The organism is Enterococcus sp. AZ194 (genome assembly GCF_051713825.1).
Lineage (GTDB): Bacteria > Bacillota > Bacilli > Lactobacillales > Enterococcaceae > Enterococcus_K.
In genome coordinates this window covers 1,151,589-1,176,611 of record NZ_JBIOQR010000001.1, presented here as the reverse complement: position 1 = coordinate 1,176,611, position 25,023 = coordinate 1,151,589, and the positions used below count along the sequence as shown (strand labels likewise).

The 25,023-nt window shown below is 36.5% G+C and carries 24 protein-coding genes and 1 pseudogene; 8 read left to right on the top strand and 17 right to left on the bottom strand.

Going from position 1 to position 25,023, the window contains the following annotated elements; all coding sequences use genetic code 11:
• The first annotated feature begins 10 nt into the window (after positions 1-10).
• The gene (locus IGI37_RS05630; protein ID WP_438760464.1) at positions 11-769 is read left to right on the top strand and encodes an ABC transporter ATP-binding protein; all 759 of its coding nucleotides are present in this window, start codon (positions 11-13) and stop codon (positions 767-769) included.
• A gap of 286 nt (positions 770-1,055) precedes the next feature.
• The gene (locus IGI37_RS05625) at positions 1,056-1,754 is read left to right on the top strand and encodes a hypothetical protein (protein ID WP_438760463.1); all 699 of its coding nucleotides are present in this window, start codon (positions 1,056-1,058) and stop codon (positions 1,752-1,754) included.
• A gap of 178 nt (positions 1,755-1,932) precedes the next feature.
• Here IGI37_RS05625 and IGI37_RS05620 read toward each other — a convergent pair whose 3' ends face one another.
• The 4 genes from IGI37_RS05620 to IGI37_RS05605 form a co-directional block, all read right to left on the bottom strand.
• Positions 1,933-2,940 (bottom strand): serine hydrolase domain-containing protein, encoded by a 1,008-nt coding sequence (locus IGI37_RS05620; RefSeq protein WP_438760462.1) that lies wholly within the window; start codon positions 2,938-2,940, stop codon positions 1,933-1,935.
• Positions 2,937-3,764: a MerR family transcriptional regulator gene (locus IGI37_RS05615; protein WP_438760461.1), complete on the bottom strand. Its 828-nt coding sequence runs from the start codon at positions 3,762-3,764 to the stop codon at positions 2,937-2,939. The genes IGI37_RS05620 and IGI37_RS05615 overlap by 4 nt, the downstream gene beginning before the upstream one ends.
• 160 nt (positions 3,765-3,924) lie before the next feature.
• Positions 3,925-4,662 carry an ABC transporter permease gene (locus tag IGI37_RS05610; RefSeq protein ID WP_438760460.1) on the bottom strand — a complete coding sequence of 246 codons (738 nt, stop codon included), beginning with the start codon at positions 4,660-4,662 and terminating at the stop codon, positions 3,925-3,927.
• Positions 4,646-5,620 (bottom strand): ATP-binding cassette domain-containing protein, encoded by a 975-nt coding sequence (locus tag IGI37_RS05605; protein WP_438760459.1) that lies wholly within the window; start codon positions 5,618-5,620, stop codon positions 4,646-4,648. Before IGI37_RS05605 ends, IGI37_RS05610 begins: the two co-directional genes overlap by 17 nt.
• A 124-nt stretch (positions 5,621-5,744) precedes the next feature.
• Between IGI37_RS05605 and IGI37_RS05600 the strand changes: the two genes are divergently transcribed.
• The 5 genes from IGI37_RS05600 to leuD all read left to right on the top strand — a co-directional run bounded on the left by IGI37_RS05600 (position 5,745) and on the right by leuD (position 11,700).
• Entirely contained in the window at positions 5,745-6,554 is an 810-nt protein-coding gene (locus IGI37_RS05600; RefSeq protein WP_438760458.1) for a MerR family transcriptional regulator, read from the top strand.
• A gap of 490 nt (positions 6,555-7,044) precedes the next feature.
• Positions 7,045-8,568, top strand: a complete 1,524-nt coding sequence (locus tag IGI37_RS05595; RefSeq protein WP_438760457.1) for a 2-isopropylmalate synthase — start codon at positions 7,045-7,047, stop codon at positions 8,566-8,568.
• Positions 8,569-8,625: 57 nt separating this feature from the next.
• Positions 8,626-9,681, top strand: coding sequence for a 3-isopropylmalate dehydrogenase (gene leuB, locus IGI37_RS05590; protein ID WP_438760456.1), 1,056 nt, complete (start codon positions 8,626-8,628; stop codon positions 9,679-9,681).
• 61 nt (positions 9,682-9,742) lie between these two features.
• Positions 9,743-11,116 carry a 3-isopropylmalate dehydratase large subunit gene (leuC, locus tag IGI37_RS05585; protein ID WP_438760455.1) on the top strand — a complete coding sequence of 458 codons (1,374 nt, stop codon included), beginning with the start codon at positions 9,743-9,745 and terminating at the stop codon, positions 11,114-11,116.
• Entirely contained in the window at positions 11,116-11,700 is a 585-nt protein-coding gene (leuD, locus tag IGI37_RS05580) for a 3-isopropylmalate dehydratase small subunit (protein WP_438760454.1), read from the top strand. The genes leuC and leuD overlap by 1 nt, the downstream gene beginning before the upstream one ends.
• 246 nt (positions 11,701-11,946) lie before the next feature.
• Here leuD and IGI37_RS05575 read toward each other — a convergent pair.
• The 6 genes and pseudogenes from IGI37_RS05575 to IGI37_RS05550 form a co-directional block, all read right to left on the bottom strand.
• Positions 11,947-12,450: pseudogene (locus tag IGI37_RS05575) on the bottom strand (ABC transporter permease subunit); the annotation flags it as partial.
• A gap of 41 nt (positions 12,451-12,491) precedes the next feature.
• Entirely contained in the window at positions 12,492-13,028 is a 537-nt protein-coding gene (locus tag IGI37_RS05570; protein ID WP_438760453.1) for a ClbS/DfsB family four-helix bundle protein, read from the bottom strand.
• A gap of 161 nt (positions 13,029-13,189) precedes the next feature.
• Positions 13,190-13,492 (bottom strand): hypothetical protein, encoded by a 303-nt coding sequence (locus IGI37_RS05565; RefSeq protein WP_438760452.1) that lies wholly within the window; start codon positions 13,490-13,492, stop codon positions 13,190-13,192.
• A gap of 140 nt (positions 13,493-13,632) precedes the next feature.
• The gene (locus tag IGI37_RS05560; RefSeq protein ID WP_438760451.1) at positions 13,633-14,193 is read right to left on the bottom strand and encodes a YdeI/OmpD-associated family protein; all 561 of its coding nucleotides are present in this window, start codon (positions 14,191-14,193) and stop codon (positions 13,633-13,635) included.
• Positions 14,194-14,273: 80 nt separating this feature from the next.
• Positions 14,274-14,567 (bottom strand): carboxymuconolactone decarboxylase family protein, encoded by a 294-nt coding sequence (locus tag IGI37_RS05555; protein WP_438760450.1) that lies wholly within the window; start codon positions 14,565-14,567, stop codon positions 14,274-14,276.
• A gap of 242 nt (positions 14,568-14,809) precedes the next feature.
• Positions 14,810-15,373 (bottom strand): hypothetical protein, encoded by a 564-nt coding sequence (locus IGI37_RS05550; RefSeq protein WP_438760449.1) that lies wholly within the window; start codon positions 15,371-15,373, stop codon positions 14,810-14,812.
• 533 nt (positions 15,374-15,906) lie between these two features.
• Here IGI37_RS05550 and IGI37_RS05545 point away from each other — a divergent pair.
• Complete coding sequence (locus IGI37_RS05545) at positions 15,907-16,356, top strand: AraC family transcriptional regulator (protein ID WP_438760448.1); 450 nt, start codon at positions 15,907-15,909, stop codon at positions 16,354-16,356.
• An 85-nt stretch (positions 16,357-16,441) separates the two neighbouring features.
• Here the strand turns inward: IGI37_RS05545 and IGI37_RS05540 are convergent, their stop codons facing one another.
• From IGI37_RS05540 to IGI37_RS05510, 7 genes are all read right to left on the bottom strand, one after another.
• The gene (locus IGI37_RS05540; RefSeq protein ID WP_438760447.1) at positions 16,442-16,591 is read right to left on the bottom strand and encodes a hypothetical protein; all 150 of its coding nucleotides are present in this window, start codon (positions 16,589-16,591) and stop codon (positions 16,442-16,444) included.
• A gap of 343 nt (positions 16,592-16,934) precedes the next feature.
• The gene (locus IGI37_RS05535; RefSeq protein ID WP_438760446.1) at positions 16,935-17,519 is read right to left on the bottom strand and encodes an ATP-dependent Clp protease proteolytic subunit; all 585 of its coding nucleotides are present in this window, start codon (positions 17,517-17,519) and stop codon (positions 16,935-16,937) included.
• Positions 17,520-17,647: 128 nt separating this feature from the next.
• Positions 17,648-18,058: a polyketide cyclase gene (locus IGI37_RS05530; protein ID WP_438760445.1), complete on the bottom strand. Its 411-nt coding sequence runs from the start codon at positions 18,056-18,058 to the stop codon at positions 17,648-17,650.
• Between the two features lie 171 nt (positions 18,059-18,229).
• Complete coding sequence (locus tag IGI37_RS05525; protein ID WP_438760444.1) at positions 18,230-18,529, bottom strand: hypothetical protein; 300 nt, start codon at positions 18,527-18,529, stop codon at positions 18,230-18,232.
• Between the two features lie 556 nt (positions 18,530-19,085).
• Entirely contained in the window at positions 19,086-19,532 is a 447-nt protein-coding gene (locus tag IGI37_RS05520) for a hypothetical protein (protein ID WP_438760443.1), read from the bottom strand.
• The gene (locus IGI37_RS05515) at positions 19,519-20,940 is read right to left on the bottom strand and encodes a helix-turn-helix domain-containing protein (RefSeq protein ID WP_438760442.1); all 1,422 of its coding nucleotides are present in this window, start codon (positions 20,938-20,940) and stop codon (positions 19,519-19,521) included. The genes IGI37_RS05520 and IGI37_RS05515 overlap by 14 nt, the downstream gene beginning before the upstream one ends.
• Before the next feature lie 282 nt (positions 20,941-21,222).
• Positions 21,223-24,933: a MucBP domain-containing protein gene (locus tag IGI37_RS05510; RefSeq protein ID WP_438760441.1), complete on the bottom strand. Its 3,711-nt coding sequence runs from the start codon at positions 24,931-24,933 to the stop codon at positions 21,223-21,225.
• Positions 24,934-25,023 lie beyond the last annotated feature (90 nt).

Here is a 25,023-nt window from a genome sequence, read left to right as displayed (position 1 = left end):
AGGATTTATCGTGATTTTAAAAGTAACTAATTTATCAAAAAGCTTTCCCATAGAAAACATGGCGCCCCAACAAATCTTAAAAAACATTAATTTAACCATTAACAAGGGAGAATTTGTCTCTATTATGGGAGCCAGTGGATCTGGAAAGTCTACTTTATTATATACTGTCAGTGGTATGAGTCAGCCTACTTCCGGAACGGTCCAATTTGCTGGCAAACCACTCGACACTTTAAACGAAGAAGAATTAACTAGCCTACGCTTGGAAAAAATGGGTTTTGTCTTTCAACAAGCAAATCTACTTAAAAACTTCAATTTAAGAGATAACGTGATACTCTCTGCCTACTTGGGAAAAAAACGAACACACAAACAAATCGATGAACGCGCCGATCAATTAATGAAACAAACAGGCGTTCATAATCTCGCTTTAAAAGATATTACCCAAGCTTCAGGGGGACAATTACAACGAGTTTCTATCTGTCGAGCGTTAATTAATGAACCTGAGATTATTTTTGGGGATGAACCGACTGGCGCATTAAACTCCAAATCGGCTGCCGAAGTGATGGTTTTATTTAATGAAATCAATCAAACAGGCACAACCATCTTATTAGTCACCCATGATGCTAAGGTTGCTTCAAAAACTGAACGTATTCTATTTATGATGGATGGTGAAATTATTTCAGAGAAGTATTTAGGAAAATTGGAAGATGCGGCTACTCTAAAAGAACGTGAAGAACAGGTCGCCCTCTGGTTAAATGAATTAGGCTTTTAAGGGAGCTGAAGGTTAGATGGAGGTTATAAACTTGGATTTGTTTTAGCTTTGATAATGTTCATTGACTACTATCTTTTACATACTGTATGATAATTCATAAAAAGAATGGTGACGAACAAGAAAGCAGAAAATGTAACCTTATTTAAGAGCAAATTCGTCGTTTCAAATATTGCCGACAGCCTGCTACAAGAGCAATCTAAGCTTTCAAAACAGCCTGGATTTAAGGCATTACTCGATAAATATCGAGAAGCTGCTAACAACTAAATACAAAAAGGATGTGTGGAGATTGACTATCAATAAAGGAACTGATTTCAATTTTTTGATAAAAAAACTAAGGCACGCTTTGGCCGAAAAGGATCTCGAATCTGTAAAACGAAGAGCGCTACAAGCACATGCCTTTGTTCATGACAAACAGTTAACCAGTAGCCAAATAGACACCTTTCAAAATGACTGTTTGTTTGGACTAGATGAGCAAAGTTTTCGCTACACAATGAGTGATAAGTATCAAGGCTATCGTACACTTGCCTTTTTTATCTTTCATATGACACGAATTGAAGATATCTGTGCAAACACATTAATAGCAAATCATACACAAATCATTTTTCAAGACAATTGGCTAGACAAATTAGCGATTACTCGTGTGGATACTGGTAATTCCATGTCAAAAGAGGAGATGTCTGAATTCTCCACCGCTATCAATCAAGAGGCCTTGTTTGATTATCGTTTAGCGGTTGCTAGACAAACAAAAAAATTGATTGAACAGTTAACAATCGACGATTTAAAAAGAAAACCGTCTAGTGACCAATTGTCTTTCTTAATAGAATCAAAATCGGTGCTCAATCACGAGGATGCCGTTTGGTTACTTGATTTTTGGGGAAAGAAGAATGTTGGTGGATTACTCCTAATGCCTGTTACTAGACATCAAAAAGTTCATTTAAGCGATTGTCATTCTATTATAAAAAAGACAATGAAACAAAATAGATAATGCTTTTAAAATGAAGAAATAATATAAGATAGACGATTATTTATGCGAGAATACGCAAAGAAAATCAGCTGTCAATTTCGGCTCACAGAAATTGACAGCTGATTTTTATTTTGATGAAAAAGGTGAATCATAGAATACATTGGCTTATTACAGTTACTATTGACGCGCTCTATTTTATTCACCTTGGTGACAAATCGCTTGTGTCAAATAATGGTTCTATATACTCATTGATAAATTTTATTCGATCATTGGCTTTAGGAACAAATAGTGAGGCAATAGCTATTACCAGTTGTTTTTCTCTATTACAATAGATTGTATTTCCTCCATCACCCATCGCACAATAGATACCTTTATTTTTATCAACAAGCCACCATAAGTATCCATAAGATAAGCCAATCTTGTCCCATCTACTATGCTCGCAAGTACTCTCCTCAATCCACTTAGAGGATACGACCCGTTCCCCTTCCCATTGGCCATCATTCAAATAGAGCTGACCGATTTTCGACATATCCTTTACAGACAAGGTTAGACCCCATCCTCCTGCATTTAAACCTTTAGGATCGCATACCCAACCACTCATGTTCGTCGATTTGTTGAAGGCTGTTTGCTCTTTTGCTGTCTGAAAAGTTATATTCTTCTCGACCTCAATGTTAAGTGGGCCAAATAAATATTCACTTGCGAAGTCAAAGACTGTCTTTCCTGTTACAGACTCCAAGACACCTGATAAAATGTCAGGACCGACAAGCGGGGTATACTTAAACTCACCAATCTTCCCTTTTCCTCCTAACAAATCTAAGGAAAATTTTTTCCAATCGTTACTCATAAAATAACGTATATAAGTGAGGGGCGCCAGCTTATATTTGTAAGGTGCTGTCATTGTCAACATATCGCGAAGTGTAATTTGTTGTATGGTCTTCTCCCTCCTCTTTGTTATATAAGAAGGGAAAAAGGATAGTACCTTTTGATCTAAGCTTTTTATATATCCTTTATCAAGTGCGATTCCAAACAGAATAGAAAGAATACTCTTTGAAACAGAATACACATGGAATTTGCTTTTTTTGGTGCACTTATTCAAATAGACTTCATATCTCTCTTCACCGTTTTGGAGAATGGTAATGCCAGCAATATTATCATACTGTTCTTTTATTATCTTCTCTAAATTGCGTTTCTCTTCAGTGTTCATCATTTGCCCCCACTTCTAACAGGATAATACACCTCTGTTACAAGCTCTGATTCATCGGACACATCTGACGGGTCAACGACATAAATTTCGTAAAGTGCATTAGTCGAAACATAATTTTTCTTCTCAGCCCACTCTCTTTGTTTCACATATACCGAAGAAAGTCCTGAATAAGCCCCTTTTAGTACGGTTTTTAAGCATAAGCCCGATAGAAAATCACGAGTACCCTTCACCGCCTCCTTTATAGGGATGGCAAATTCTGTCTCTAAACCTGACTCATCAAATGTCGATTCGTGATATAAGACCATTGGAGACGCAACCACAGTTAATCCCTCATCTGCAACTCTTTGTGTAAGCTGTTGAAAACATTCAATAAATTCTTGCTCAAAATCATCTTTAGGTACTTTCTTTCGGATAAATAGAATATTTATTGTCGGCATTTCAACCAGCTTAATATCAATTTTTTCCAGATATGACATAATTGATTTTCCTTGTTTTAGCGTAAGTAGATCATTATCTAATTGGTGAATGGATTCTTCTATTTCCTGCGTTCGTTTTCTCATCAGATCTTTCTTTTTAAGAAGAGCCGAATAGAGTATCTCTTCAGACGCATTTTCTGACTTTAAAACGATTTTAATTTCTTCTAAAGAAAAATCATATTGCTTCAAACGATCAATTAATAACATTGTCTCTAATTGATCGATAGAATAATAACGATAACCAGTATCAGGATTTACAACACTTGGCAGAATCAAATCAATGTCTGCGTAATAACGTAACGTCTTGGTGGAAACCCTACATATATTTGAAAACTCTCCAATGGTTAACATACCATTCTCCTCTCAGATACTACTTTATTTATCTCTATCTTACACTTTATCCTAAGGGCAAAGTCAAGAGACTATCGTTTTGTTTGCAAGCTGAAAATAACATGCATAGAAATTAAATTCAAATCGAGTTAGTAAAACTATCTGCAGCTGCCCCGACACACTAGTACAGTGCTTCTAACTTTTTACTTACTGCAATGATAAGAAAAATCGCTAGAACAAACATGCCTCCACATGAAGCCCCGTAAATTTGCCAGTCAATAGTCGGTCCCATAATTAGGTTCCGCAAAGAGTCGACAACATAAGAAATTGGATTGATGGATATAAGAAATTCAAGTATCGGCGATAGTTTTCCTTTTTGCACAAGCGCCGTACTAAGAAAAAAGAGTGGGAGAGTCAATGTATTTATCATAGCTATAAAGCCATTTTCATCTGGAATATGGATACTTAACAGGTATGATAATGTTGCTACCACAGCTATCATAATGATAAGTAATAACCATAAACATAAAAAACCTATGAATCCTGTTTCAATTCGCACACCAAATAAAAAAGCAATTATCAGAAGAGCTGTTATCTGAATTCCGGATAAAACGACAGCATCTAAAACATGAGCAATGATAATTGATTTTCTACTTATTGGTGAAATTATCACACGATAGTAGCTACCGTTTGCTCTCAGTGAATAGTTAGCAATTCCACTCATCCCCGAACTAAACAGAATAGCCATTACTAAAATCCCAGCCAAAATAAAGCGCATATAATTGTTGGTTCCGGTAGTAAATAAGTTGGCAAATAAGACTAACCACACGAGAGGCTGCACCATCGTCATAACAATTGTTACGGGGTTTTTGAACCGCCATTTAATACTACGTTTAGCTAGATTATTGATCTCTTTCATGCGTGACCTCCTTACTAGCAATTGCTAAAAACACGTCATCAAGTGTTGGTCGAACAATCTCTGCTCGATAAAATGAATATTCTTCTCTGATTCCGATTTTTAGTAGCTCAAAATAGTTTTTACGAATATCATTTACTTCAATGGTCACCGCATTATCTGTTACTCTTACCTCTTTCACAAAATCAATAACACGAAGGAACTCTGTCATACTTTTCTTTTCAGATTCTGTCCAATTCTCGAAAGAAAATCGGATTAGATTCTGTTGAAGATAGTGTTTTAACTCATTAGAAGTCCCTATCATTTGTTCATGCCCGTCTTTAATGATACAAACTCTATCACTTAACTGATCGGCTTCCTCCAAATAGTGAGTCGTCAGAAAAATGGTTGTCCCATAGACTTGGTTTATTTTCTTAATTAATTCCCACATAGCCAATCGTGACTCAATATCCATTCCTGTTGTTGGCTCATCTAAAAACAAAATTTCTGGCACTGAAATCATACTCATCGCAATATCCAAACGTCTTTGCACCCCGCCTGAGCATTCAGAGACCTTTTTATCCCTATAAGCCTCTAAATCAAGTGTCTGAATTAGCTCGTCAATTCGTTCCTGTAACTCATTTCCCGCTACATGATACAAGCTCCCTTGAAACGTCATATTCTCGATTAACGTCAAATAACCATCAATAGAATTTTTTTGGGCTACACTGGATAACTTCCCTCTAATCACTCGGATATCGTCTGGCAAACGACACCCTAATATTCGGACATCTCCACTTGTAAAACTTAGATAAGTGGTCAAAATATTAATCAGTGTACTTTTCCCTGCACCATTTTTCCCCAACAAACTGAAAATTTCGCCTTTTTTTACAGTTATAGTTAGTTCATCCAAAGCCCGAAAACCACTTCTGTACACCTTCGACAATTGTTTTACTTCGATTGCATTTTGCAATACTATCACCTCTTTCTCCTTCATGATAGACTCTCGGATAATCCGAGAGTCAAGAAAAAAATACTATTTCAGATAAATGACAGTCTTAAGATTTGATGTATAATAAAGAGGAGTTTATAAGGAGAATAGACATATGCTAAAAATTGGTGACTTTTCAAAATTCACAAAAATAAGTATTCATATGCTACGACATTACGATGAAATAGATTTATTGAAACCTCTTCAGGTTGATGCTGACTCTGGTTATCGCTACTACTCAGAAGAACAAATTCCTTATGCAAATAAGATTCAACTATTAAAGACCATGGGATTTGGCTTACCCAATATCAAACAAATATTAAACGATTATCACAATGAAGAAGAACTCAAAAATTACATCGAATCACAACTGAATAGAAAGTATGAAGAACAGAAAAATCTTCAGCAACAGATACATTTATTAAGGAATGCAATCACTAGCTTAAATGAAAGAAAAAATCCACTCACTTACAGTATTATTGTAAAAGAGATTCCTAAGCGACTAGTCGTTAGTTATCGAGGAATTATTTCTGATTACCATCAAGAAGGGGTTCTATGGAAAGCCTTGGATGAATATACTCTGCGTACCAATGTCAAATATAGTATCCCCACATTTGATGTGGCTATCATTCACTCAAACGATACTTCGGAGCTTATTGATGTTGAGGTGCAAAAGTCTATCGACAGGAAGATTGAAACTAGTGATAATGTTGAATGTAAAGAAATGCCTGCTACTAAAGTGGCCGTTGTAGCCTATCAAGGAGACTATCAACAATTAAGAGCTATACATGAAGAAATGGCCACTTGGATGATCAAAAACGACTACACTCTAAATGGTGAAATCATGAATATCTATCATATTTCTCCTAAAACTACACCGAAACAAGAAAAGTTTCTCACCGAGGTATGCTTTCCCATTCGATAAAAGTCTAGGCAAAAAGAGGACTTTTTAAGTTCCAACAAACGACTCTTTCTCTTTAAATAATCAAATAAAAACAAAGCAAATTTTTGAATTTTGCTTTGTTTTTTGCGTGTGTTTGTGACATATGTAAACTTTGTCTTCCTCCTTTAATTTAATAATAGACTTATGAAAATTGTCAATACAAAGCCTAATCAAAACCAATTCCAATTAATAATTAAACTAATTCTCATTTTTTTCATTTTCCTGTTGACAAGCTTCTGTTTTTCTTATACGATGAATGAAACAATTTTCAAAAAATTCTGACAATAAACGGGTGATTTATTATGATGAAGCCAATTACATATTTCAACACAACTTTATTATTATAACTGGGACTTTTTTGAAAATTTTTTCATAAAGTCCCTATTCGCATTGCATTGGAAAAGAAAGTGGTTCTTTTCCGATGGAGTGCTTTTTTTATACCCGTTTTTTGAAAAAAAGAGGAGGAACAAATATGAGAAAGATTCAATTTTTTGACACTACATTAAGAGATGGGGAACAAACGCCCGGTGTAAATTTTAACACCAAGGAGAAGGTCCAGATTGCTCTTCAATTAGAAAAATGGGGAGTAGATGTCATCGAGGCAGGCTTTCCTATCGCCTCCCCTGGGGATTTTGAAGCAGTCCAAGCGATTGCACAGGCCATCAAAAAAATGACCGTCACAGGTTTAGCTCGTTGCCAGAAAAAAGATATTGATCGTGCGTACGAAGCCCTAAAAGATGCCGTCGATCCGCAGATTCATGTTTTCTTAGCGACTAGTGAGATTCATATGCAATACAAATTGAAAATGACAAGAGAAGAAGTTCTTGGCTCGATTTCAGAGCATGTGCGTTATGCGCGTAGTTTATTTGAAAAGGTTCAATTTTCGCCTGAGGATGCCTCACGTACCGAAAAAGACTTTCTACTAGAAGCCGTTCAAACAGCGATTGACGCAGGCGCAACAATCATCAACATCCCAGATACAGTTGGATATTCAAGTCCTAGCGAGTACGGCCAGCTCTTTAAATTTTTGATTGAAAATAGCCACAGTGAACACGAAATTATCTTCTCTTCTCACTGTCATGACGATTTAGGAATGGCGACAGCAAATGCTTTGGCAGCAATCGAAAACGGCGCCAATCGAGTCGAAGGAACCGTCAATGGCATTGGCGAACGTGCGGGAAATACAGCGCTTGAGGAAGTTGCTTTAGCCTTGGCGATTCGTAAAGATTTTTATCCATGTGAATCTAAAATTGTTCTAAATGAAGCCAAACGTACTAGTGAGCTCGTCTCGCACCTCTCTGGTATTCCAGTTCCTAAAAACAAAGCAATCGTTGGCGATAATGCTTATGCGCACGAATCAGGAATTCATCAAGATGGTGTCCTAAAAAATCCAGAAACTTATGAGATTATTACACCGACACTTGTTGGCGTCAAACAAAATTCACTGCCCCTCGGTAAATTATCTGGACGCCATGCCTTTACTAGTAAATTAGAAGAACTCGGTTATCAACTAAGCGAGGAAGAAAGTCTTGAGGCCTTCAAGCGGTTTAAAGCATTGGCAGATAAGAAAAAACAGATTACCGATAAAGATTTACTTGCTTTACTAGCTGATCAATATAGAGAAGAAACCGAAAAGTATAAACTAGCAAATGTCCAAGTTCACTATAGCTCAACTGGTTATCAAGGAGCCATCATTTCAATTACTGATGAGAAAAATGAAACAAAAGTAGCTTCTCAAATTGGTTCAGGAAGCATCCAAGCAATTTATAATACGATTGATGAATTATTCCAACAAACCCCTGAACTAACTGACTACGAGATCCAAGCATTAACTGGTGGTGAAGATGCCCAAGCCGAAGTTCACGTAACTCTTTTAGATCAAGAAACCAACAATGAATTCCGTGGAATTGGCGTAGATTTTGATGTCTTACAAGCTTCTGCAAAAGCTTATGTGCAAGCCAGTAACCACTTAAAACAGGCAAAGGAGTCCATTTAATGATTCGTAATAAAAATTGGATAACTTTAAATCTTAGAACAAGAAAGGAATCATTACATGGATAAGAAAATTGTTGTTTTATCAGGAGATGGCATTGGTCCAGAAATTATGGACAGTGGTTTAAAAGTGTTTAACGCAATCAAATCAATCTGTCATCACTCATATTCCTTTGAAAAAAAACCTTTTGGCGGCGCAGGAATCGACGAATTAGGTGCCCCCTTACCGCAAACAACATTAACTGCTTGCCAAGCAGCCGATGCTATTCTACTGGGAGCGATTGGAGGGCCCAAATGGGAGAAGATGGCCGACACCCCTGAACAAGGGTTGTTAGCTTTACGTAAGTCATTGAATTTATATGCAAATATCCGACCTGTTTCCGTCTCCTCCGCCCTACTTGAGTTTTCACCGATAAAACCCGCGATTGTCGAAGGAACAAATCTGATTATCGTGCGCGAACTAAGTAGTGGTATTTATTTTGGGGAACCACGTGAATTAACTGAAACGATGGCCTATGATACGGCACGTTACAATAAAAGTGAGATTGCGCGTATCCTTCATACGGCTTTTAAAATTGCACAAGGCCGAAGCAAAAAAGTGACTTCAGTAGATAAAGCCAACGTTCTTGCTTCCAGTAAATTATGGCGTACAACAGCTGAAGAAGTCGCTAAAGAGTATCCAGATTGTCAATTAGAGCATCAATATGTTGACTCCGCTGCCATGAAGCTCATCCAAAATCCAACTGCCTTTGATGTCATAGTCACCGAAAATCTCTTTGGCGATATTTTAAGCGATGAAGCCTCTGTCCTTCCTGGCTCACTAGGCGTTTTACCGAGTGCTAGTCACAGCGAGAGTGGTCCTTCTCTCTATGAACCCATTCATGGATCTGCACCAGATATTGCTGGAAAAGGCATCGCCAATCCAATTTCCATGATTCTATCTCTAACGATGATGTTGCGTCAATCATTTGAAGAAGAGCCTGCCGCTAAGCTTATTGAAGATAGCTGTGAAGCGGTTCTAGCAAAGGGCATCTTCACACACGACTTAGGTGGCGAATCTTCGACAAACGAATTTACAGAAGCGATTATCCGAGAAATAACACGAACTACTTACTAAACAAACTAGTCATTGATGAAACCACCAAACTACGAATAAATTTATCTAAAGGAGTAAACATATGGGGAAAACATTATTTGATAAACTATGGCAGTCTCATGTCGTCCATGGTGAAGAAGGAGCGCCACAATTACTATATATTGATTTACATTTAATTCATGAGGTCACTTCACCTCAAGCCTTTTCGGGGATTCGAGAAGCTGGCCGAACGCTTCGACATCCTGAAAAAACCTTTGCAACTATGGACCATAACACACCGACTGTCGATATATTTAATTTTTCTGACTTAATTGCCAAAAAACAGATTGATACCCTTCGAGAAAACTGTCAGGAATTTGGGGTTCAGCTTTGTGACAATGGAAGCGAACATCAAGGAATCGTCCATATGGTTGGTCCAGAAACTGGGCTAACTCAGCCTGGCAAAACGATTGTTTGTGGTGATTCACACACAGCTACACACGGGGCATTCGGTGCATTAGCTTTTGGAATAGGCACTAGCGAAGTCGAACATGTTTTTGCTACCCAAGCTTTGTGGCAAAATAAGCCAAAAAACATGGGCATTAAGATTACGGGACAATTACCAAAAGGCGTGTATGCAAAGGATATTATTTTAGCCTTAATTGCCAAGTATGGGACCGACTTTGGTGTCGGATATGCAGCTGAATTCTACGGGGAGACAATCGAAGCTCTGACAATGGAAGAACGTATGACTATCTGTAACATGGCAATTGAAGGGGGCGCAAAAATCGGCTTGATTGCACCTGATGAAAAAACTTATGCTTACGTTTCAGATCGTCAATATGCCCCGAAAGATATGGAGACTGCCATTCAGGATTGGCAAGAATTATACACAGATGAAAAAGCTGTTTATGACAAAGAACTGAGCTTGGATGTCCATCAACTAGTTCCTTTTGTCACTTGGGGAACCAACCCTGAGATGGGTGTGCCAATTGATGGAACTTTCCCACCAATTACCTCGCCTGATTTACAAAAAGCTTATGACTATATGCAATTAAAACCGAACCAAACACCTGCTGATATTCCTATCGGCTATGTCTTCATTGGTTCTTGCACAAATGGTCGCTTATCTGATTTAAAAGAGGCCGCCAAAATTGTAGCCGGAAAACAAGTTCATCCCAAGGTGACCGCAATTATTGTTCCTGGCTCACGACCTGTCCGCAAGGCCGCTGAAAAGATTGGCCTAGATAAACTATTTATTGAGGCTGGCTTTGAGTGGCGCGAGCCTGGCTGTTCCATGTGTTTAGGAATGAATCCTGATCGCGTACCTAAAGGGGTGCACTGCGCCTCCACCTCGAACCGTAATTTCCAAGGGCGTCAAGGAAAAGATGCACGCACACACCTGTGTAGCCCAGCTATGGCAGCATTAGCAGCAATTCACGGGAAATTTGTTGATAGTCGTAAGGAGGTGCTATAATGGAAAAATTTACCGTCTACTCAGGGACAACGGTTCCTTTAATGAATGACAACATTGATACTGATCAAATCATTCCTAAAAACTTTTTAAAGCAAGTCGATAAAGCCGGTTTTGGCAAACATCTTTTTGACGAATGGCGCCATTTAGAAGACGGCTCATCGAATCCCGAATTCATTTTGAACGCACCTGAACGACAACAAGCGACCATTCTGATTTCTGGTGAAAATTTTGGCTCTGGCTCTTCTCGTGAACATGCTGCCTGGGCCCTTCAAGATTATGGATTTAAAGTCATCATTGCTGGTAGCTACAGTGATATTTTTTATATGAATGCGCTAAAAAACGGGCTGTTACCTATTCGCTTGAACCAAGAAATCCGGACAATTTTAAGCCAGTTGACCGCTCAACAATCAATCACCATTGATTTGCCTAAACAAGAAATTCACACACAAGAGGCTAGTTATCCATTTCAAATAGACGCTACTTGGAAGGAAAAACTGGTGAATGGTTTAGATGACATTAGTATCACCATGCAATATGAAGATGAGATTCAAGCCTACGAGAAAAATCATCCGGCCTATAAGTAATAGATGAAGCCAATAAAAACTCTCCTACAGAAAGAGAAAGTTTTTATTGGCTTATTGTTCTAACGTATTATTGAACCCCAGTCAGCTTATCGAATACCTTAAAATAGTTTTCAACTTGCCTTTTCTAACACGGTTGGCATTATTTAAATAGACTTCTCTATGCCAACTCATAACTCGTTGCAATCCTAAATCTTCTAAAAGTAAATCCATTTTAGCAAAGATGCTAATTCATCATCGAAAGAGCCTCTATGAATAATTTCGATGCAACGTGATTAGCCAGGTGAACAAATCAAGTGATACATTTTCGTTCATCAGAAACATTAGATCCATCTGAAAGACTAACAGCATTAAGAGAAAAGATAGTAAGCAAATGAACATACTTATAATAAGTGAAATTACTATTTTTGACAGAAAGATTTCTTTTAAAGTAAGTGGTGAATATAAGAGGATCTCTAATATTCGTTTTTCCTTCTCGCCTACAAAAGAACTTGCTGACATAATTGATGAAGTCCTAACTGGTATAAAAATAAAAAAGATAGGTAAAACTGAGTTTATTAAAAATCTTATTATATTCATTTGAAAACCATCGTTAAATTCAATAGACGGTACTAATTGGCGTAATTGATCCACATTTACTTGAAAGCTGGGCGTAAAGCGAAGAATTAAAATAAATATCGTTGGTGTCACCGCAACAAACAAAACTGGCACAATAAAAAATGGCGGGAACAAACGCTTATTAAACACGATTGCTCTTAAATCCTTAAGTAAACAGGCTTCCCCAGCAACTCTCGCTAATTTTCGATTATCTGTTTATGTTTTTTTATTTTCTTTATTGCCCAATCATAATGACTGGGCGCAGCAGAAACAAAGTAAGCACCAAGAGAACTTCCACCAACCCATTTGAAAACCTTCTTAGTAAATAATTCTTCATCAGAATACTGATCTGCCAGTGTCATTACCTTCGTGTGACTCTCTTTGAATAAATCATAAGCTTCATCAAACGAAGTCTCCGAATGCTTATCGATAAACAGCAGATTCATCTCACCATATGTTTTCCAGTTATACCCTTCTACTAAAAATTGTTTCTCAGTCCCGTTTTGATTTGACTCCACCCACTCTAAAAGTAGCTGATGCCATTCATATAAATGAATAAGGACATCTTTTACGTTTTTGTCTCTTTTCCAATGTGCGGCAGGATCCTTTATCTCACCAAACTGAAAAAGCTCGTTCCGCTTTTCTTTTGGGATAGAATCAAGTAAGGCAATTAACTCATCAAACTTTTGCTCTCCCTGTTTCAGTAACTCCTCTTTCGTGCGTGCTCTAGCCATCGTCAGATCCCCCTTTCTTCCATCTTATCAAGTTCCCTCCTAAAATGATAGGCAAATACCTTTTAGATAACAACCGTTACAAGTACCACCTAATTATAGTCCTACTTTATCTTAGTTAAAATAACTAAAAATATGTATGAAGGTGCTTGAATTTTGAACATTTATTCGATTATTAAGTTGACCTCTTTCACAGAAATAGCCATACGCAACGCTATTTCTTCTATGGAATACCCCTGTGTTTGAAATCTTTCAACGACAGACTTTAAATTTTCGGCAACTTCAATTAAATGATGATCTAAATCATAAAAACGGATACATTTTTGTCCCCATGGTGCTTCTTTCACAGGATATAACCATTCAATATCCGCTCTTTGGTTGAGTTTTTCTACAAAAAAATCAAATTCGAGCTTTTCAAAATATGGCTCTAAGTTGTTTTCTCTTGTTTTTATTTCATCAGCAAGCACCTTTTTCAGATTATTTTATGCGTCTACCTTTGTTGCTAGACAAGTGCGATACCCCTGTTGTTAAGATACTCGCCATTTTTTTAAACGGGAATTTCTTACTGACTATAAGTTTTCACATCCAGTTTCACCCATCAAACAAACTACATTGGTTTTAGATTCTGATTCAATCTGTCCACCATCCAGCTCAACCGTTTGACTCTACCGTCCTCCGTCTTCGTTTGCATATAGGCTTTTGTATAGGTCTTCTTGACTGAGTTAGACATGGTCATAAAATTTTGATAGGCTTGTTGATAAGGTTTTAGCAGTTCTTCAATCGCTTGTATATCTTCCTCATTGACAACAATTACATTTGATTTCTGCCATTGCCCATTTTCTTTGGCCTCATCAATCTTCTTTTGCCCATATTCTGTAATTAGCCCTTTTTTATCTAGCTCTTGAACCAGTTTTTTGTTTTTCTCAGACCATTTACTATTTGGCAACCTTTGAGCAAAATATTTATGGTAATAAGTCTCATCTATGCTTTTCATTTGCCCATCAATCCAACCAAAACAAAGTGCTTCCTCTAATGCTTCGTGAGCGCTTACCGTTTTGACTGCCTTTTTCTTACTAAATACCAACCATACACCCTCACTAGATTCTGCATTTTTAAGAAACCATTCATGAAGATCTGCTCGTTTTTCAAACAATAAAAACTCACCCATAACCAGACCTACCTTTCTCTAATTCACTAACTATTTTTGAATACCTTTTCCTAGCTGTGCAAACTCATCACGATACCTTTTTACTGATCACAGATCTCAAGAGCAATCTTCAAAATTGGCGCCACACCCATCCCAATCACTGGCATTGCCACGAGAATCGCACTCTTTATCTCTGCTCGAGTTGCACCAATCCTTAACAATTCTTTGACATGAAAATCAAGACCATCCGTCATCCCTTTTGCGGTCAAAACAGATAGGTATGCCAAGTGTTGCGTCTTTTCTTCTAATGCAGACTCAGCGGCCAAAACTTTAACAAACTTCATATAAGAGGTCCCTGTTTGTCCAAGTTCTTCAAACAAATTAATCTGATTCATCTATAGACCCTCCTTTCCAATTTTTCACCACTATTTTTAACAAAGATAATAAGCGACACGAGAAGCATCACTAGCCAACTCGCCATCCGTTAGCCTAGTTCTACCAAAACGAATAGGACAACTATCTGTAATATTTGTCGTTTTTATCCTTTTGGAACTCATCCAATTTTTAAATAAAGACAACCAGCTGTAAACAAGCAGCCTACGCATTCTTTAAAAATCCAGAAAAATTTAAAGCGCTTCTATTTTCGAGAACGTATAAAAAAACCGAGGACAAATCCTGCGATACCACAAACTAGCAAACTAATCATGACAACACTATTCATCGCTGAACTATCAAATAAACTCAATTGGTTGCCCAAATTATTGGTAACCAGAGCTGCTGGGATAGCTAAAAGAATACCTACACCTAAACAATAACCAACATTCCAATGTAGTAAATACCTAATGCCTATGTTCAGCCACAAGTAAGCAATCCAAATACATGAAATTGGCAAACCAATTGGAAGAACCCAGTAAATAGGTATCTTCAAAAAATAGGTATTTGTGACCCATTCAATCACCATAAAATAAGGAATAATTAGTATAGAAAATACGGCAATTGAACGCAGGACTCGCTTGTTCTTACTTGATATTAATGGAGAGATAATCCCTCCTAATAGTATTAAACTACTACCAACAATAACTGACCAGGTCGGTTTGCGATTGATTACTAAATCCACAACTAACGTTATTAAAAACGCTACAGTCATTAGAATTAAGAAGCCATTCCTTATTGTGTTTATCTTTTTTGTATTTGCTTTCATTATTACCCTCCTTATAGGCCAAACTACTTTTCCTTTCAAAATAAGCCAACAATGGGTGCAGGTTTAGCTACTTCCAATTATTGGCTCTCCGACTGACTTTACGTCTGGCTCTTTAATAATTATTATTTTATTGTTTTCCGACGAATTCCATTCTTTGTATATCGACAGAAAAATAAGATGCTCGGTTCCTTTGTTTAATAGGCTTTTAATGACTAATATGTACGATAAATCTACTAAAATATAGGCATTAATTTAATAGTATCATCCCTACTTGCAGATATCAAGACAATAAACGATACAAGTAAATAATCGACCCTGCAATTATTTTACGTGACTGAGTAAATGATTGTTTCTTTTTAAGCTAGACATACAGTACAGTTTTAACAGCTATTTCAGATGAACTTAGCTGAAAGATATTCTCTTAAACAGTCTGTACAAATTGATCAATTTTAAAAGTTTTGTTGCAATAAATTTTAACTCGATATATTCTGAAATCAGACATCGATGGACTACTGTTTATATAAGGAGAAGCTATGAACATTAAACAAATTTCTGAAACAAATTTGATTTATAAGAGAAGAACTGGCGCTTATGGTGTAGAAAATAAAAATTTGATGGAAGACTTTAAAAAATGGTTAGCGAATAAAGAACTACTGAATGACCAATCTGTCATCCTAGCTATTACATGGGATAATCCTCAAACCACCAAACCAGAAGATTGCCGTTATGACGTGGCGTTAGTCGTCGAAGCTTTTGAAGAAACTCAACAGCTGATGATGAATAAAGCGGTCTTACCCAGTGGCAAATATGCTATCTTTACTATTGATCATACAGAGAACGCGATTAGAGAAACCATGCAAACGATGTTCTCTGAGCTAGCTAGTCAAGGCCAGTCCTTTGATGTTCAGCGACCGATTATCGAGCGTTATGCAGTCGAAAGGATAAAAGTCGATCAGTGTGAAATTTGCGTACCTCTACTATAAAATGATTTTTTATAAAAGTTGTAAGAATTAAATGACAGACTGGCTCATCTAAAAAGCGCTCCCCATGAGCGCTTTTTGGATGAACTTAGTAGATACTTTCATAGCCGCTAACTATAGCCCCGATTAAATGATCAATTGGAACGCCCAAATTTTTTTCAATTTCTTCATAACTTAAAGATAATTCCACCTCTTGTCCTTCTTCTAGATATTTCCATAGTTGCTCATATTTACTCATGATATCCCTCCCTATTATTTAAACTATCCAACCAAATCATTTTATTATCAGCTTGACTTCTTTCACCAAACTATTCTATTTATACCCACATTTTTTAACTTATTTTCTTGTACTTGAACCCATTAGAGTGCTCGTCTAGAATATAAAAAACACGCGACCCCAGCTGAGTTAACTGTTGTCGCGGCTACTGATAGTCCCAGTTGTTAGGAGAAGCACTGTACCAAATGAACCGTTTCTTTTGGTTTAGTCTGACTCGTACAGTCAAAATCCAAACTACTGATTTCCTTCTACAAATCCTAGGCTCAGAACTCTGTCTATCCTAGGAGTCTAAAAGTGAAACTACCTACTTAATTTCACTTCGTTCTTTGATTATTTTGTTAACAATCCCATACTCTAACGCTTCTTCAGCAGTTAACCAAAAATCTCTGGCTGTATCTTTTCTTACCTTCTCGATATCTTTCCCTGTTTCTTTGGCAATCAATTGATTGATTTTTTCGCGTGTACGCAAGATTTCATTTGCCGTAATTTGCATGTCACTAGATTGTCCTTGCGTGCCACCTGAAGGCTCATGAATCATGAAACGCGTATTTGGCAAGCAATAGCGGCGTTCCTTTTCACTTGAAAGATAAATTAAAGCGCCTGCACTAACTACCCAACCGGAACCAATAATATTTACTTTAGGTTTGATAAAATTAATCATATCAAAAATTAAATAACCTGAATCTACATGACCACCATTACTGCTGATAAATAAATTAATGGGCTCATCATTGATTGACTCCAACAACAACAATTGGCTACAAACTTCTTTGGCAATCTGTTCATTGATTTCCCCAGAAAGAATGATTGTTCTCGTACCTATCATTTTTTCTGTAAATAAATCGGATTGTTTACTTTCGGGTTGGTTATTCTCTTGTTCATTTATCATAAAATTTAGCCTCCTTTTTCTATCTCAATCATATCATAGTTTCAAGAAACTACTTAATAATTGGCTAATCTTGTTTAACCACTCTCTAGTATGTGGTAATCGTCAGCTAAAAAATTAGACGCACAAACTTATTGCTCCACGGCTTGTTTGATTTTAAAAACGGCCTCTGTTGTATCATCAAAGATTTTGTTTAAGGTCGCAATACTTTCTTCATTAACTGGTGTATTCTTTATTTCTAAGGAATGTTTGATTTTGATCCCATTAGCTACTTTTTCTAATTCATGACCAAATACTAAATCTCCAAAAGGCGTAGGTGTACAATCAATAAATTCTTTGTTTTTGATAACTGAAACTAATTCAAAGTCCATTGCTGGCATACCCGTTAACTTCATGGTTCCTTTTGTTCCAGTCACAAAATCACCAGCCAAATAGTATTCTTCTAAATCTGTTTCCCATAATTTACGAAGCGTAATATCTTCATAATATGCCCAAACTTTTTCTGCCGTACTTTCTACAAATAATTCAAAAGATAATTTCATTTTCTTTTTCCCTCCAAATAGCTTTTCTTAGTATGGGTGCTCGAATAGTAAATATTTAAAACAATCGTTTTGTCTCATACACTCTACCTCGTGAAAACGATTCCATTTTTTGATTCACTTACGAAAAGCTCTTTCTTTGCTCTATGTAATTGCGTTTGAAACCTACGTAAATTAATACTTTTTAACAAATGTTGACGTCGTCATAGAGCAAGTTTTCATTTGTAACATTGCATAAAACTGTTTTGCTTCCTCTTTGCCACTTCCTGCAGTCATTGCTGACTGAGCATCCTCGATTGTTTCCCAAACAACAAAATCAGTCCATGTATCTTTGTCTAACCACTGCTCCCAAGAAATGAACCCTTTTTGCTTTGACAAAACATTATCATGTAACCTTCTTGTCGCCTCTATAAAATCTTCTTTTGTAACCCCATCCTTAAGCTTAAACGAAATCATCCATGCCGCTTTTTCCATTATATAACCTTCCTTTCGCCCCTATAGGCACTGATATTTAAGATAATAGCACAGCTACTAATCTGTATCTACTAGTTTAGCAAAAGAAATACGACAGCTATGTGTCATATTTCTATTTTTTTGATAGCATTTCTAACATTCATTCAAAGAAAGCTAACTTAGCTTCTATTTTTATGTGCTGACCGTTCAAGCAGAAGTTGTGACAAGTGTGGAATTTTCTTACTAGATAAATAACAAAAAGGACTTAGGACATAACTTCTTTTATCCGAATAAATAGTAAGCACGGAAAAGACTCCGATCTCATCAATCTCTAAAGGTGAAGCACCTTAAGAATTGAAGGATGTTGTTCCGTTCTCAGCAACTTCTACGCATGAGACATGCTAGAGTTGAAGATTCATTCATATTGCTGTAAAACACAACAAAGCATGAACTGATGTTACACATTACCTATCCGGTTCTCGGAGTTAACCCGCCTCTGTCCCAACCTCTTTTCAAAATAAAATAATTTTATCACTTTCTTAAAAAGTACGGTATGGAGATAGTCGCAGCCTCCACTCTAAAAGAAGCTGTTTGTTTTCTTTTTTCCTGCATACTCACCATAAAGAATTTTGCCACTTAATGTTCGCATCAAATCACTAACAGCATGTGTTTCTTCCCGGTGACTATTGCTGCCAAAAGAAGTCTTCCTTTGAAAACTCAGAACCTTGTTTTCTTTGGAATACAGACTGTTTTTCTTTTTCTTCAACGACTTGATATTTATTTTTTCATAGACATAAGTAACCTCTTTTTTACCAGGTTCGATGATACCAGAAGCATTTTCCGGTATTTCTTGTAAACGCCACAAGATGTTATTTTGTAGGAAGTACTTTTTGCTATTTAGACTTGCAAACGATTCGTCTTTAAAAATAGCCTTAAACCCTCTTGTAGGCAGAGTAGCCAATTCAAATTGGCCGAAAACAAAGAAAATAATAAGTATAAATAAAGTCCAATTATTCTTTTTCAAGCTTATCCCTCTTCAATTCTAAAACGACATCCGCAAAATAAGACCAGTCATTCGGGGTAGGTGGATCTCTCCAAACAATTTGTTTTGCTCGGAGTGTGGATTGAAAGTTATCCGTTAGATACAAATCTGTATTCATATCATTGTATCTTTGTACTTCGATATTTAAATCTTTATAAAATAGGATGTTTTTTTCGATAAATGAGTTATACGACTCGCCATGTGAGAAATCTATACAAACCTTGATGGGCTGCTCGATTTCAGTTATAGGAACCGTCTCAATTAGCATAAAAATTAAATCGTAATAATATTTAACCAGCTGCGTGTTGCTCACTTGCCTATTTTGCAGATGTCGACATGTGGTGTCAACAAAATCAAAGGCAATAGCATGGAAAGCAGGATACATCTCACTAAAATAATTTATTTGAAACTCATCAATAAATGAAGTTGCTTCACTTGTAAAAATAAACCAATTAGAAATTAGTAGTGCTAATTTCTGTTTTATTTCATCAGAAAAAAGCGTCTTATTTTTTATATATTTTGTAAAAATAGTAGCAAACTGATCCATTAATTGCGTGGAAATCTCACCTAGTTGAAGGGGCATGCCAGTTTTAAAAATATTAAAAAATAGAAAGGTATCTAAAAAATATAATTCCTTTGTATCACTAACTTCCTTTGCAACATAGTGATTCAACTCTTCAAAATAGCTCGTTTCGATCAGCGCAATCGATTGAATGTACCCTGATTCTTCAGAATTAAGCACATTGTCCGTGTGCACCCTACTATAATGTAAGCATAAAAACAGTTCTAATTTTTCTCTTGAAGTCCTGGTCAGGCGAAGTGCTAAATTTGTCAAAAGAAATCCTTCTATGTTCATTGCATATGTTCTGATTTTTTTTGAGAAAGGAGAAGGGAAACCACTACAATAAAAAAAATAAATAGTAAGCAACGTGTTTCTAATATGAAGTTCAGAGCCCCCTCTAATCTTCATGCCATCAATCACTAGTCCAAATTCTTCTTCAAAAAAAGTGTTGAGTTCACGCCGCTTTCGATACGCTTGGGAGAGACTCAAAAATTCATCTCTAGCAAATTTTCTTATACTGCTGTTCCCTTCAATTATATAATGAAGAAGCTTAAATTTCTTAGAACGAGTCACCAGAACATTTTTTAAGCATTCAATGTCTCCCATGGTGAGCTTCCTGTAAAGCGCTTCACCTTTTTTATTAAAAGAGACTTCTTTTTCTGATAATACATGACCTAGTTCTTCTAGATAATGTTCCATTCGAAATCTAGAAATCCCCAAAGTTTCGCATATATGTGCGTCAGTTAGTAGTTCGTTATTATGTTGTTCAAGTAATTTAGCAAGTAATAAGACATACTTGTCTTGCTCTTCTAAAATATCTAAAATCATATTCATTCCTCACATAATAGACTATCATTAAACCTATATTTTCTTCTTTCACAAATTCAGCCATATTTTTGCGAAAAATTTTACAAACAGGAGATAGCTTCTTGTTTAGCTAGTATAGCATCCTTTTCCTATTGACTGAAAATGATATGTGTATTCATTTATTGTATTTGTAAGGTAACTATTGATTAGACAGTGAAATGCGGTGCGTCGTCTATTTTATTGAAAGGAGAATCGTTACCTTCAAAAAAGTAGAATTTGACGCATCGCATTCATGTTTAATGCTTAGTCTTTCTTCTTATTTAAAATAAATGTTCCTATACCGACTGTCGTTAGAATTAAAAGACTTCCGATAACCTTAAATATCGTTGATAAGGTGACATCTTCTCCTGTTTTTGGAAGTGTCTGAGCGGGCTCGCTTGTATAAGTGTTTCCTACAGGACCTTTGATTCTTTTATCAGGGATTATTTCATCTCCTGAATCCGATCTATAATGAACATCAACTTCACCATCGTCGTCATTCGAATTATCAGGAGGTGCAGGTTGTCCATGGTTCAAATCTTTTGTGTAAACATAAGTGACGGTTTGGGCCTTGTCAGTAAACTTACCTGAGGCAGCTCCAACGACTTCTTTAAATGTGTATCCTTTGATATCTTTTTGTTCCGTTGTATAAGCTTCCCCTATATTTCCAGATTTTACAACGTCCTCTGCGATTTTGTTCCCATCTGTGTCTTGATATTTCACAGTGATATCCGCTGCTTTAACTGGATCTTTTGTGTAAACATAAGTGACAGTTTGGGCCTTGTCAGTAAACTTACCTGAGGCAGCTCCAACGACTTCTTTAAATGTGTAACCTTTGATGTCTTTTTGTTCCGTTGTATAAGCATCCCCAATATTCCCCGATTTTACAATGTTCTCTGCGATTTTGTTCCCATCTGCGTCTTGATATTTCACAGTGATATCCGCTGCTTTAACTGGGTCTTTTGTATAAACATAAGTGACAGTTTGGGCCTTGTCAGTAAACTTACCTGAGGCAGCTCCAACGACTTCTTTAAATGTGTATCCTTTGATGTCCTTTTGTTCCGTTGTATAAGCATCCCCAATATTCCCCGATTTTACAACATCCTCTGCGATTTTGTTCCCATCTGTGTCTTGATATTTCACAGTGATATCTGCTGCTTTAACTGGATCTTTTGTATAAACATAAGTGACGGTTTGAGCTTTGTCAGTAAACTTACCTGAGGCAGCTCCAACAACTTCTTTAAATGTATAACCTTTGATGTCCTTTTGTTCCGTTGTATAAGCATCCCCAATATTCCCCGATTTTACAACATCCTCTGCGATTTTGTTCCCATCTGTGTCTTGATATTTCACAGTGATATCTGCTGCTTTAACTGGATCTTTTGTATAAACATAAGTGACGGTTTGAGCTTTGTCAGTAAACTTACCTGAGGCAGCTCCAACAACTTCTTTAAATGTATAACCTTTGATGTCCTTTTGTTCCGTTGTATAAGCATTCCCAATATTCCCCGATTTTACAACATCCTCTGCGATTTTGTTCCCATCTGTGTCTTGATATTTCACAATGATATCCGCTGCTTTAACTGGGTCTTTTGTATAAACATAAGTGACGGTTTGGGCCTTGTCAGTAAACTTACCTGAAACATTTCCAACGACTTCTTTAAATGTGTATCCTTTGATATCTTTTTGTTCCGTTGTATAAACTTCCCCTATATTTCCAGATTTTACAACGTTCTCTGCAATTTTGTTCCCATCTGCGTCTTGATATTTCACAGTGATATCTGCTGCTTTAACTGGATCTTTTGTATAAACATAAGTGACGGTTTGGGCCTTGTCAGTAAATTTACCTGAGGCAGCTCCAACAACTTCTTTAAATGTATAACCTTTGATGTCCTTTTGTTCCGTTGTATAAGCTTCCCCTATATTTCCAGATTTTACAACGTTCTCTGCAATTTTATTCCCATCTGTGTCTTGATATTTCACAGTGATATCCGCTGCTTTAACTGGATCTTTTGTATAAACATAAGTGACGGTTTGGGCCTTGTCAGTAAATTTACCTGAGGCAGCTCCAACAACTTCTTTAAATGTATAACCTTTGATGTCTTTTTGTTCCGTTGTATAAGCATCCCCAATATTTCCAGATTTTACAACATCCTCTGCGATTTTGTTCCCCTCTGCGTCTTGATATTTCACAGTGATATCTGCTGCTTTAATTGGGTCTTTTGTATAAACATAAGTGACGGTTTGGGCCTTGTCAGTAAATTTACCTGAGGCAGCTCCAACAACTTCTTTAAATGTATAACCTTTGATGTCCTTTTGTTCCGTTGTATAAGCATCCCCAATATTTCCAGATTTTACAACGTCCTCTGCGATTTTGTTCCCATTTGTGTCTTGATATTTCACAGTGATATCTGCCGCAATTTTTGGTTGCCAAACATATGTCTCTGCATCTGTTGCACCATTGTAATTAATCATCAATTCATCTGAAGACCAAATAGTTTGTCCGTTCGGATGTTCTACAGTTCCATCACCAATAGTTTGCCAATTCCCTGTGTACAAATCCGTCTCTGAAATTAACGGTAAGTCAGCATCTTTCGTTTGCTGAAAATTAAAGTTCGGACCTAATGTTAATTCTTTAAGCGTCCACTTTCCGAAATAGTCTACAGATAGTATTCCACTTAAACCGTCCTTTTTCACTTGAGAAGTATCGAAGCTTGATAAATCTAAGCTTTCCAAACTTTTGTCTTCAGAAAACATATTGCTCATCATCGTAACACTAGATGTATCAAAATTGGTTACATCAATACTAATAAGATTATCCATCATTGCAAACATAGCGTCCATCATCGTAACACTAGATGTATCAAAACTGGTTACATTAAGGTTTGTAAGTTCCTTCATCCCTTGAAACATACCATACATAACACGCACTTTTGATGTATTAAATGTTGAAATATCTAAATCATCAACAGCTTGACACCCAGAAAACATCATACCCATGTCTGTAACATTTGATGTATCAAAACTGGTTAAATCTAAGCTTTGCAAACTGTAATCATTTTCAAACATTCCATGCATATCGGTTACCTGTGAGGTCTGAAAATTAGTTAAATCTAAATTTTTAAGCGAATGTATATTAGAAAACATCGCCGACATTTTTTTTACTTTTGAAGTGTCAAAGCTTGAAACATTCAAATATTCTAGGCCGGATGTTTCAAAAAACATACTAGACATGTCGCTAACATTGGAGGTATCAAAACTAGTTAAATCTAAATTTAATACTTTTTCACATCCCGAAAACATGCTACTCATATTATAAACTTCGGAGGTATCAAAACTGGTTAAATCTAAATTTAATACTTTTTCACATCCTGAAAACATGCTACTCATATTATAAACTTCGGAGGTATCTAATAAATTTAGGTTAACAAATTCAGTAACCTCAGATAAATTAGCAAACAATAAGGAACTATCCTGATCAGCTTTCACAGGACCATTAAAAACAATCTTTTTTATTTCTGATGCGTAAGCCTTCCAGTGATTGACCTGTCCTGAATCAAATGTACCTGCTTCAAATGATAGAACACCTTGCGCATCTATCCGCCAGGCAGAAGTTCCAAATACCCCTGTGGCAATATCATCTGAAGCTTTTGATGTTTTTTCTGAAGAATTAATACTAGTAGTTTGTGTTGCTTCCATTTCTTCAGTTGTACTTTGTGATGTTGTTTTTGAAACAGATGAAGTTATATCGGTCGCCTCTCTTGTTGTAGAAGTTCCAGAACTAGCCTCTGTCCCTGTATCTTCTAAAGTGGACGATTCAATGACAGAAGATGATGAGCCAGGTAAAGCGACACTCTCCGCTGTTTCTGATGAAGAAATGCTTTCAGTGGTTGTCGTTTCAGCAACTGCAAAAACGGGCAACAGAGAAGATGAAAGCAGAATACCTAATGAGATGATAGTTGATGTTTTTTTCATTCTAATTCACTCCAATAGTCGGTTATAATAAAAATTTAAAGTGTACATTGTTGCTCTAGAACATCTATTCAGATTGACAGTCTTTGATAA

Bases quoted from the DNA above. Each gene is read 5' to 3' on its own strand.
- IGI37_RS05515 (WP_438760442.1), bottom strand. From the start codon at position 20,940: ATGATTTTAGATATTTTAGAAGAGCAAGACAAGTATGTCTTATTACTT.
- IGI37_RS05530 (WP_438760445.1), bottom strand. From the start codon at position 18,058: ATGAAATTATCTTTTGAATTATTTGTAGAAAGTACGGCAGAAAAAGTT.
- IGI37_RS05535 (WP_438760446.1), bottom strand. From the start codon at position 17,519: ATGATAAATGAACAAGAGAATAACCAACCCGAAAGTAAACAATCCGAT.
- IGI37_RS05610 (WP_438760460.1), bottom strand. From the start codon at position 4,662: ATGAAAGAGATCAATAATCTAGCTAAACGTAGTATTAAATGGCGGTTC.
- leuB (WP_438760456.1), top strand. From the start codon at position 8,626: ATGGATAAGAAAATTGTTGTTTTATCAGGAGATGGCATTGGTCCAGAA.
- leuD (WP_438760454.1), top strand. From the start codon at position 11,116: ATGGAAAAATTTACCGTCTACTCAGGGACAACGGTTCCTTTAATGAAT.
- IGI37_RS05570 (WP_438760453.1), bottom strand. From the start codon at position 13,028: ATGGCTAGAGCACGCACGAAAGAGGAGTTACTGAAACAGGGAGAGCAA.
- IGI37_RS05560 (WP_438760451.1), bottom strand. From the start codon at position 14,193: ATGGGTGAGTTTTTATTGTTTGAAAAACGAGCAGATCTTCATGAATGG.
- IGI37_RS05510 (WP_438760441.1), bottom strand. From the start codon at position 24,933: ATGAAAAAAACATCAACTATCATCTCATTAGGTATTCTGCTTTCATCT.
- IGI37_RS05540 (WP_438760447.1), bottom strand. From the start codon at position 16,591: ATGAGTAAATATGAGCAACTATGGAAATATCTAGAAGAAGGACAAGAG.
- IGI37_RS05555 (WP_438760450.1), bottom strand. From the start codon at position 14,567: ATGAATCAGATTAATTTGTTTGAAGAACTTGGACAAACAGGGACCTCT.
- IGI37_RS05600 (WP_438760458.1), top strand. From the start codon at position 5,745: ATGCTAAAAATTGGTGACTTTTCAAAATTCACAAAAATAAGTATTCAT.
- IGI37_RS05620 (WP_438760462.1), bottom strand. From the start codon at position 2,940: ATGATGAACACTGAAGAGAAACGCAATTTAGAGAAGATAATAAAAGAA.
- IGI37_RS05615 (WP_438760461.1), bottom strand. From the start codon at position 3,764: ATGTTAACCATTGGAGAGTTTTCAAATATATGTAGGGTTTCCACCAAG.
- leuC (WP_438760455.1), top strand. From the start codon at position 9,743: ATGGGGAAAACATTATTTGATAAACTATGGCAGTCTCATGTCGTCCAT.
- IGI37_RS05595 (WP_438760457.1), top strand. From the start codon at position 7,045: ATGAGAAAGATTCAATTTTTTGACACTACATTAAGAGATGGGGAACAA.
- IGI37_RS05545 (WP_438760448.1), top strand. From the start codon at position 15,907: ATGAACATTAAACAAATTTCTGAAACAAATTTGATTTATAAGAGAAGA.
- IGI37_RS05525 (WP_438760444.1), bottom strand. From the start codon at position 18,529: ATGGAAAAAGCGGCATGGATGATTTCGTTTAAGCTTAAGGATGGGGTT.
- IGI37_RS05550 (WP_438760449.1), bottom strand. From the start codon at position 15,373: ATGAAAGCAAATACAAAAAAGATAAACACAATAAGGAATGGCTTCTTA.